Genomic DNA, 1,501 nt, shown 5'->3' with positions numbered 1-1,501 from the left:
TTCTAAAGATCTCGCCTGCCGTCTCAACATCGCCAAACGCTGACGTCCACGGCGTCTACGGTTGCGCTGCCACCACGGACCGTAAGCCTCGGTCACTTCCGTGAAGCGAATCCGCTCATTTGAGATTGTGCAAGATCCCCACCCTTAACGCATATCAAAACTGAGAGAGCATAGATTCTTGGGCTTTTCTGGTGGCTCTATGTTTCTCCAGATCATCGGTTGAGTCTTCTGAACACGACCAGTTCGCCGTTCACTACCCCGCGGAGCCGAATCACCAGGGACTCGACAACCGGTGATCGAACCAGGTGATCAAGTCGAATCGAACTTCGGCGCAACGAAATGCGCCCAACCACTAGTTGGGCTGCTGCGGTTCTATCGTCGGGCCGTCGCGTTGCGCCGTTCAGAGGACGCTTTTCGCCCCGCCTAATGATCGGTCGAGAAAATGGACACCACGCGCGTGCTGTCCAACAACTCGGCCGAAGCCTATTCGTGGGAATTCTACATCGATCCCCGGTTGTTCGATAGCTGCTTATCGCCCCGTCACTCGGCTACGATCCGCGGATGGCGACGGTGCTTCAACCCTGTCGCTTCGCTCGTTACTCCTGACACAATCCTGCGTTGGCATCGACAACTCATTGCCAAGAAGTGGACTCACAAGCGACGATCTCCGGGGCAGCGTCGGATCATGCAAGTCATCGCGGAACTGACGATCCGAATGGTTCGCGAGAATCCTCGCTGGGGCTACACGAGAATCCGAGGGGCGCTCTCCAACGTCGGCCACCGTGTTGGCCGGACGACAGTCGCCAACATCTTGAAGAGGAACGGAATCGACCCTGCTCCGGAACGGGGCAAGCGGACCACCTGGAGTCAATTCCTCAAGGCCCACTGGGATGTGATCGCTGCCGCCGACTTCTTCACCGTCGAGGTCTGGGCACCACGTGGCCTCGTCACCTTCTATGTCTTCTTCATTGTTGAACTGGCGACGCGGAAGATTGAGATCGCAGGAATCACCGCCAACCCGAATGAAGCCTGGATGATGCAGATCGGACGAAACGCGACCGACCCGGTCGATGGATTCCTGGCCGAGAAGAAGCTCCTGATTCTCGACCGGGACGGAAAGTTTTCCGTCGCCTTTCGAGATCTTCTTGGCACTGCCGGTGTCGACGTCGTTCGCCTGCCGCCGCGCTCTCCGAACCTGAACGCCCACGCTGAACGGTTCGTCAGATCCATCAAGGACGAGTGTCTCAACCGACTGATCTTCTTCGGGGAAGGGTCGCTTCGGAAGGCTACTCAAGAGTTCGCCGCTCATTACCACACGGAGCGGAATCACCAGGGACTCGACAATCGGTTGATCGAACCAGGTAATCAGGTCGACTCGAACTTCGGCGCAATGAAATGCGTCCAACGACTCGGCGGGTTGTTGCGTTTCTACCATCGCGTTGCGGCGTAAGCCCCATGCGCCCACGCCACAGATCGATCGTTTCTGTATTTGGACAGCACG

General features: G+C 57.4%; 1 protein-coding gene. It reads left to right on the top strand.

The annotated features are described in order from the left end of the window. Window positions 1–685: 685 nt before the first annotated feature. Window positions 686–1,450, top strand: a complete 765-nt coding sequence (locus GY725_10870; GenBank protein ID MCP4004688.1) for a transposase — start codon at window positions 686–688, stop codon at window positions 1,448–1,450. Window positions 1,451–1,501: the final 51 nt, after the last annotated feature.

The organism is bacterium, assembly GCA_024226335.1.
Classification (GTDB): domain Bacteria; phylum Myxococcota_A; class UBA9160; order SZUA-336; family SZUA-336; genus JAAELY01.
This window is presented reverse-complemented; position numbering and strand designations above follow the sequence as displayed.

What these genes read in the sequence shown, in the direction of transcription:
- GY725_10870 (MCP4004688.1), top strand. Translation starts at nt 686, where the DNA reads ATGCAAGTCATCGCGGAACTGACGATCCGAATGGTTCGCGAGAATCCT.